This window comes from Campylobacter concisus (assembly GCF_003048985.1).
GTDB lineage: Bacteria > Campylobacterota > Campylobacteria > Campylobacterales > Campylobacteraceae > Campylobacter_A > Campylobacter_A concisus_AY.
In genome coordinates this window covers 72,938-81,542 of sequence record NZ_PIRS01000010.1, presented here as the reverse complement: position 1 = coordinate 81,542, position 8,605 = coordinate 72,938, and the positions used below count along the sequence as shown (strand labels likewise).

The 8,605-nt window shown below is 37.5% G+C and carries 6 protein-coding genes and 1 pseudogene; all 7 read right to left on the bottom strand.

From position 1 onward, the window contains the following. Positions 1-22: 22 nt before the first annotated feature. A pseudogene (locus CVS91_RS07720) lies at positions 23-310 on the bottom strand (hypothetical protein); the annotation flags it as partial. Positions 311-604: 294 nt separating this feature from the next. Next, a complete protein-coding gene (locus CVS91_RS07715; protein ID WP_107831405.1) occupies positions 605-1,243 on the bottom strand; it encodes an HAD family hydrolase in 639 nt (212 codons plus the stop codon). Between the two features lie 72 nt (positions 1,244-1,315). Further along, positions 1,316-2,332 carry an OmpA family protein gene (locus CVS91_RS07710; protein ID WP_009294838.1) on the bottom strand — a complete coding sequence of 339 codons (1,017 nt, stop codon included), beginning with the start codon at positions 2,330-2,332 and terminating at the stop codon, positions 1,316-1,318. A 155-nt stretch (positions 2,333-2,487) separates the two neighbouring features. Beyond that, positions 2,488-2,877, bottom strand: a complete 390-nt coding sequence (gene rpsI / locus CVS91_RS07705; RefSeq protein ID WP_002939337.1) for a 30S ribosomal protein S9 — start codon at positions 2,875-2,877, stop codon at positions 2,488-2,490. A 2-nt stretch (positions 2,878-2,879) separates the two neighbouring features. Beyond that, positions 2,880-3,308: a 50S ribosomal protein L13 gene (gene rplM / locus CVS91_RS07700; RefSeq protein WP_107831403.1), complete on the bottom strand. Its 429-nt coding sequence runs from the start codon at positions 3,306-3,308 to the stop codon at positions 2,880-2,882. A gap of 80 nt (positions 3,309-3,388) precedes the next feature. Next, positions 3,389-6,208 (bottom strand): RecB-like helicase, encoded by a 2,820-nt coding sequence (locus tag CVS91_RS07695; protein ID WP_107831401.1) that lies wholly within the window; start codon positions 6,206-6,208, stop codon positions 3,389-3,391. After that, on the bottom strand, positions 6,205-8,550 hold the full coding sequence (locus CVS91_RS07690) for a PD-(D/E)XK nuclease family protein (protein WP_107831399.1): 2,346 nt from the start codon (positions 8,548-8,550) through the stop codon (positions 6,205-6,207). Before CVS91_RS07690 ends, CVS91_RS07695 begins: the two co-directional genes overlap by 4 nt. Between the last annotated feature and the right edge of the window lie 55 nt (positions 8,551-8,605).

The window sequence follows — 8,605 nt, the reverse complement described above, 5'->3', positions numbered from 1 at the left end:
TCTATTACGCACTCTTTTTGGTTCATTTCTCGCTTAGATACTCTTGCAAGCTTTTTACTTCAAGTGCTTTGCCAGTTTGAACTGTGCTTAGAGACTTGGCAGCTGCAAGTGCTGCACGGATAGTTGTGAAGTATGGAATTTTAAATCTAAGCACATTTTGACGGATCTTTTTGCCATCATCCACACTTGATTTTGTATCGCTTGTATTTATAACAAGTGCGATGTCGCCGTTTTTAAGTCTATCTTCGACATTTGGTCTGCCCTCGCTTATCTTATAGACAAACTCAGCCTCCACGCCAGCTTCGATTAAGTACTATGTCTATAAATTTCGGCTCTTTTTCAATGCCTACAAAATTCCTACCTAATAAATTCTAATACGAGCATATTAGTTGGCATATTTTGCTAATAAATTTATCTAAAACAACAAATTTACTAAAAACAAGAATTATCTAGATTAATCAAATAGTAGTAGGTATTCTTTATATGAAATTATAAAATTCTTTTTGGTCCATCAAAGCATTTTGTAATAAGTTAAAACAAAAATTTATGAATAAATTTACGTTTAAATGGTGTCAGGCTCAAGAGCTTTAATAAATTTTAACTATCAAGCTTCTTTTATAAAACCGACAGCCTCATGTGGATTTGCAAATATATGCTCGCTAAACTGCCTCAAATCGGACTCTTTACCATATCCGCATGTAAGGCCAACGCCAGTTATAAGAGCAGCTTTAGCAGCCTTTAGATCCATGATGGTATCGCCAACCATAAACACATTGTCTTTTTCTTTTTCTAGCCTCTTTAAAGCTAAATTTATAGGTTCTGGATCTGGTTTTGGATTAACAACATCATCTCGTCCGACAACCGTTTTTATAAATTTCATAACGCCTAAATGTTCAAGTAAAATGATAGAAAATTTTGATGTCTTTGTCGTAACAACACCAACATCAGCAAACGTGCTAGCTTCTTTTAAAGCATCCATAGCATGCGGTAAAAGCGTAGTCTCATCTAAATAGATCTTCTCGTAGCAAGCTTTATACTCTTTTACATATTCACCTATTAAATTTTTCTTCGCACCAAGTTTTTCAAACATTATTTCAAGCGGATATCCTACTAGAGATTTTAGCGCATCATGATCAGGTTTTTTCTTGTCGTGAGCTAAAAATGCCGCATCAAAACCTTTTAAAATAGCAGAAGTAGAGTCTATAAGTGTGCCGTCTAAGTCAAAAAGTATAGTTTTTTTCATGATAATCTCCGCAGAAACAAAAAAGGGCTCAGCCGAAGCCAAGCCATAAAGAAGTAATTTTAAATAATAAAATTATTTATTGAAAGTAGCTTCAACACGTCTGTTTTGAGCGCGACCTTCTTTAGTTTTGTTTGTAGCGATTGGTTTAAGTTCGCCATAACCAACTGTAGAAATTTTAGCTTTTTCTACGCCGTAACCAGCAAGAACCTCAGCCACTGCTTTTGCTCTTTTTTCAGATAGTTTTTGGTTGTAAGCTTCTGCACCTACGCTATCAGTGTGACCAGCAAGTACAACTTTATAATCTGGGTGTTCACCCATAAAGTCAGCTACTTTTTTGATCTCAGCTGCATATTTTGGTCCAACTTTGTAGCTATCAAATGCGAAGTTAACATCTAAATCTCTAAGAACGATAACTTTCTCGCATCCTCTTTCGTCAACAACTACACCAGCTGGAGTGTTAGGGCATTGATCGATATCATTTGGCACGCCATCATTGTCATCATCAAGAACTGGAGCTGGAGCTGCTGCTGGAGCTGCTGCTGGAGCTGCTGCTACAACTGGAGCTGCTTTTGAATCAAGACCGATGCCAAAGCCTAGTGAATAGAATAGGTTGTGATCAGCATGCTCAAATTTGATAGCATCTCTTGCCTCTGCTTTAAGAGCAAATCTATCAGTTACTTGGTATCTTAAACCAAGACCATATTGACCAAAACCGCCATCTTCGTTTTTAACAAAAATAGCTGGAACGTCTTCATAACCAGCACCGATTAAACCATATAGGCTAACTGGTCCAAAGTCAACGATATTTTTTACAAGGTTAGCATGATATCTAAGAGCTCTACCCTCTCTTACAACGTTACCTGTTCTCTCTTTTAGTTTTTGAGAGTAATCAACACCAAGTTCAACTTGATCAAAGAAAAAATCTTCAAGGTTTCTAGCCGCTCTAATACCAACAAAATTGTGGTCTTTTACACGTAGATTTCCTTCTGGATGAACACCACCGATAGTTGGAGTGATCTCATAGTTGTATGCTGCGTTAGACGCAAAAACCGCTGTTGCGGCAACCATAGCTAAAGCAATCTTTTTCATAATAGAATTCCTTTCAAATAGGGATTTTTAATGTTGACTATAATTTTACCTAAATAAAAATAAATCAACTTTAAATTATAACCAAATTCTTAATGTAAATCTGACAATTTACATAACCTAAATTTTGCAAATGCAAAAGCACTTGCAAAAAACCATTAACGTTTAGAGAATTGTGGGCTTCTTCTAGCCTTTCTTCTACCAAATTTCTTACGTTCAACAACACGAGAATCTCTAGTTAGTAAGCCTTTTGGTTTAAGCGCTGCTCTAAAATCAGCATCCATATCAGCTAAAGCACGTGAAATGCCATGTCTTAAAGCCTCAGCTTGTGCTGAATAACCGCCACCTAAAGTTGTAGCTACTACGTCTATTAAACTCTCTTGTTTTGTTACTAAAAGTGGTTGAATAACTTTAAGCTTGATAGCCTCGTGACCGCCAAGCCAAGTGTTAAGATCCATACCATTTACTACGATTTTACCGCTTCCAGACTTTATCCAAACCTTTGCTACGGCAGTTTTTCTTTTACCAGTTGCATAAACTTTTGCCATAATTATTTTCCTTCTTTTTTAGCTATTTGTGCCGTATGAGGATGCTCACTGCCAGCATAAACTTTTAGTTTTTTTATCATCTCTCTTCCAAGTTTTGTCTTTGGAAGCATGCCACGAACAGCTAATTTAAATAGTTTTTCTGGCTTATTTGCTATCAAATCGCCAAATTTCTCGCTCTTTACGCTGCCAAAATATCCTGAGTGTCTGTGATAAAGTTTATCTTCAGCTTTGTTATTACCAGTAAATTCTACTTTAGAAGCATTTATGATGATAACATAGTCGCCGCAATCTACGTTTGGCGTGAAGCATGGTTTGTTTTTGCCACGAAGTATAGTTGCTACCTCAGTTAGCAATCTACCAAAGCGCTTACCAGCTGCATCAACTACGATCCAGTCTCGCTTAACTTCGTTTGGCCTTGTTATTTTTGTCATTTTCTTACCTTTGCCAAGTTAATTTTTGAGTTGTGATTGTATTTAAAGAATGCTTTGACAAAGCTTAAATTAAGTAGCGTTTAAACTTCAATATATGAAATTTTGCCTTCAAGTGCATAGAAAATGACGGCGATTATACTATGTTTTTCATAAAATTTAGCGAGCGCATCTTTATACTCTTTTACCTGCTTTTTGTTCTCTTCTATATTTTTATCTGTCGTTTTATAATCAATCACGCAAATTTCACGCTCATTAAAGCAAAAAAGATCCATCTGTTTTAGCTCATTTTTTACTTTAAATGGCTGCTCTTTATAAATTTCTTTGTCTTGTATGCACTCTATAAATTTTGGCTCACTTATAAGCATTTTCGCCCTTTTATAGGCATCTTCAAGTGCTTCAAGTGGCAAAAATTTATGAAATTTATTTAGCATCAAATTTTTAGCTTTTTCTAGTGAAATTTCATCAAATTTCTCGCTCATCTCAAGCAGATAGTGAAACGCCAGACCAAAATATATCGCGCTTAAATTTTTACCACTCGTCTTTTGCTCTTTTACCTCAACCTCTTGCCTCTCTATCCTTAAAATTTCAGGCATTTTTTCATCTTTTTTTAGCTCTTTTTGCTCAGTTTTACTAGGTAAAATTTTGCCAAAGCTAAACTCTTTTAGATCAAGATAGTCATTTGCTTCGCTCTTGTCGCTTCTTGTGTAAAACGAGAAAAAGCTTGGGCTATTTCCGCTTGGAACGACTTGTTTGATGATGATGAGCGACTTTGTTGCCCTTGTGAAAGCGACGTAAATTTTATTGATATTTTCTTGCTTTTCAAGCTCTTTCATCTGCTCTAAAACGCTTGCGTAGTCGCTATCAAAATTTTCTCTGCCTGAAATTTTACTCTTTACGATCCACTCGCCCTTTTCGCTGTATTCGGTTATGAAATTTGAGTCATCACCCCTGCCCTTGCCCATCATGTCGCAAACTATGACATGAGCAAACTCAAGCCCCTTTGACTTATGCACGGTCATCACTCTCACGCCGTCGCTGCTTTTTGGACTGATTTTAGAGCTAAAGTTTTCAAGATTAAATATAAAATCACTTAAATTTTTATATCCCGCGCTTAGCTCAAATAGCCTTAAGATATCAACGTCTGCCATGCTTATGCCTAAATTTTTAGCTAGGTAAAATAGGCTATTTGTCGCGCTCACTTCTGGCTTTATATTTAGTTTTTTGACATTTGCATTTACTAGCGCTTTTACATTTTTCTCATAAATTTCTTCTTTAAAGAGGCAAAATTTCGCATACTCGATGATCGCTGCGACAAGCGGCGTTCTTTTTAGCTCCAAAGTACCTTCATTGACGCTTTTTATCCCTGCGCTACTAAGCACTTCTGAGATGAAGCTTATGTCGCTATTTTTCCAGCAAAGCACGGTTATATCGCTTGCATTTACGCCAGCTTTTAAAAGCTCACTTGCTTGCGAAACGACCGCACCTGCGATATCTTCATCGCTTAGCACACGCAAGTAGCCGTAGTCATCTTTTTCTACTTCAAAGTACGCACACTCGCCACTTGCCTCGTAGCTTAGCGTCTCATCTTTTTTAGCGGGCTCTTGTGGCTCAAAACTAAGCCCATATCTATGATAAATTTCTTCAAAAACGGCGTTATTAAATTTCACCAAAGCCTTCAAACTTCGGTAGTTGCTTGGCAAATTTTCTATATCTATCTGACTAAAATCATCTCCGAGCTTGTCAAAAAGCTCCTTTTTGCCACCTCTAAATTTATAGATGCTCTGCTTCGTGTCGCCCACGTAAAAGAAGCTTCCAAGTCCGTTTTGTCCGTATCCAGAGACGATTTCAGCGATGAGCGGCAAGATGATCTCGTACTGGATCACGTTTGTATCTTGAAACTCATCAACTAAGAGGTGATTTATCCTGCCATCGAGCCTAAAATAAAGCGCCTCTTTATCCAAATTTTGCACCAAAAGCTTAAAAACCAGCTTGTTTATATCAGCAAAACTTAGCGCATTTATCTCCTTGTTTAGCTCCAAATTTGACGCTTTGTAAAGCTTTAAAAGCTTGCTAAAGCCACTTAGCCTATACTTTTCGACCTCTAAAATGTAGTTTTTCGCTGCCTCTTTTAGCTCAAAAAAGAGCCTATCAAGCTCAGGAGTATAAATTTTGCTAAAAGTGCGGTAGTCTAGGCTTTCTCTAGCAAAAACCTTATTCTTAAATAGCTCAAATAAATTCTGCTCGCCAAATGTCTTTTTAGCCACATCGCTAGCGCCATTTTGCAAGGCTATATGCTCATTTATCGCCCTTTGCGCCGCCCTTACTTTGCTATCATCTGGATAGCTTGCGCCACTATCTTTTAGCTCGCCGCCAAAGCTCTCATAAAATTTCGCCAAAGTCTGCGAAAAGCTAGCCTCTTTTTGGCTTGAAATGATCATCATTAGCGCAAGCTCACTAAGAAGCTTTTTATCCTTACTAGCCTCTTTTACAAATTTTTTCCACGCCAGATCTTGCAAGCTATCTTGCACGCTGTAATCAGGGCTAATGCCTAAATTTTGGCTAAATTTTTTCAAAATCCCAGAGAAAAACGCATCAAATGTATAAATTTTTAGCTCACTTTGCAAAAAGATGCTAAGCCTCTCATCTCGCCTTTTTATCGCCTCATCTTGGCTTATATCAAGCTCCGCGCACACCGCTTCAAGCTCGCCTTTTTTGTTTTGCAAGTCCAAAAAAGTGGCGATTATGCGCTCTTTCATCTCGTTTGCTGCTTTTTTTGTAAAAGTTAGAGCGACGATCTCGTTTATATTTTCGCCTCGAAGCACCAAAACGATGTAGCGAACGCTTAGCGCAAAGGTCTTACCGCTTCCAGCACTTGCTTTTAGGGCTAAAAAATTTTTCATAACTCTCTCCTACAAAGTGTAGCGTATTCGCAAAATGCGCAAGCACCGCTCTTTCTTTCAAAATTTATCTTGGTTTTGTTTATGGTTTTTAGCTTTCCTATCTCGCCGCCTAGATCCTCTACGCTTTTTTTAGAGCCAACTAAGCTAGGTTCGTTTTTTAGGGCATAGTAAGCACTTCGCACCTTGCCGCCGTAAAGCGCTTCGTAAAATGCAAGCTGGAGCGAATTTACATTTGCTTCGCCCGTTTTATAATCAAGTATAAGCACGTCGTCGTTTGCGCCAACGTCGATCCTATCGATAAATCCCTTTATCTGCACGCCGCAAAACTCGCTTTGCACCTCTTTTTCGCACTCAAGTATCCTAAAACCAGCCCTTAAACGCTCGTTTTCATAAATTTCATACTCTTTAAATTTATGCGTCCAAATTTCAAACTCAAGTGGCGTAAGATTTTGCTTTGCTAGCATCTCTTTAAAAACGGCTAGATCAAAGACGTTATTTTGCTTATAAAACTCACTCGTATAGTATTCAAAAAGTGCGCTATGAACGCTATTTCCTTGCTTTGTGCCAAGCTCGCTTGCAATAGCTTTTGGCGCATTTATGTGAGCTATCTTTGTGTAGTAGTATTTTCTTGGGCAGGTTAGAAATAAATTTAACGTCGAAAATGAGAGTGGGTTTGCGAAGAAATCATGCTCTAAGATAATCTCATCATCACTTAAATTTAAGCTCGCCTCTCCTTTTAAAAATAGCTTCAAATAGGCCTCATCGCTAAATTTTTCATCTTTTATCATTTTGAAATTTTTTAAAAATCTTGAAGGTATGCTCTCTTCATTTACGCAGCAACTTATCGCCACTTTTTTGGCGTTATTTATGAGGCTTTCGTAGTAAAATCTCTGCAAATTCTCGCGCTCAATATAGCTTATAAGCCCCGCTTTTTGCCTCACTTTTGAGTTTAAAAACATCTCGTTTGCGCTTCTTGCCGGGATGAAGTTGTCGTTAAAATCAACTATGATAACGCCATCAAATTTCATCCCGCGGCTCTCTAGCATGCCCATGACGCTGATCTTTCCGCCGCCCACGTCATCGATGCTTAGGCGTGAGATATTTAGCAAGAAAATCTCACTTAGCTGCTTTAGACTAAAGCTAAAATACCTGCATAAATTCTCCATCCTAAAAAGCTCAAGTGCGAGCTTCTCTTCATATCTTGGCTCATTTTCAAGCACTAAAAGCTCATCTATTAGCTCTTTAAATTTGCTAAATTCACACGCCTCAAAATAGCTAGCCTTAAATTTCTCAAAAAGCTGCTCACTCACGCCAAATTCGCTTAAAATAAAGCCAAGCTCCTCGTAGCTCTCACACTTGCTTTGATCAAAAACTGGGCTTGCCTCTTCATTGATCGCTCTTGTGATGTAGTAAAGCGCCTCATAAAATTTTGTATTTTTAAAGCTCTCGCCCATGGCGTAGTTGAAAATTTTAGCGCTATCATGAAGCCTTAAAATCTCACTAAAGCCCTCATCTGGCAAGATGACAGCGATATTTTCAGGTTTTATGCCCTCACGCACAAACTCGCTCGCCTTTGCCATAGCGTAAGCGCACTGCAAGCTTCTTGTGGCGAAATTTCTTACTAAAACTGGCTCAAATTTTGTGATATTTTCTAAGCAAACTAGCTCATTTGTATTTAAATTTAGCTCATATTTTTTATAGTTTTCAAACTCGCTAATGGCTGAAATTTGCCTTATCTTTTCTATTAGTTTTTTATTAAAAACGCTAGTTTGAAAGATAATTTTTAGCGTGGTTAGTTTTGAAATTTTTTCTAAAATTTCCCACTCAAACTCGCTTAAAATACCATCAATGTGCAGTGAAATTTCACTAAAACTTCTTATGTAAGCTTCATTTATCGAGTAAATTTTTGGCAGGGTTATATCATCATAAAGATCCTCTTTATCAAGCAAGCTCTCATACTCTTTTAAAACCGCTTCAAGTATGCTTAAATGCTCCTCAAAATCAGCGTAAATGTCGTTAAATTTTATCTCTTCAATGCTCTTTTTGCTAATGGCTAGCTCTTTAAAAAATGAAAAAAGATAGTCGTTGTTTTTCAAAAACTCAAAAAACTCAGTTGGGATTTTAAGCACCGAGTTTGCCTCTTTGACGCTGGCACAGGCTCTGTTCATAAGCACTAAAGCGTAGGTGCTATCGCACTCAAAGCGGCCATTTACAAAGATGGCCTTTTTATAAAACTCAGCGATGCTTAGACTTTTTGGGATTAGCTCGTCATTAAAACCAGCGTTAAATTCCCTGATCTTACGCGAGTTTGTAAAGACGAAAAGTTGATTTAGATTGTGCATTTTTCTCTCTTAAATTTTTAAAAATGATAGCCAAAAGCTGATAAAAGAGCGCTTT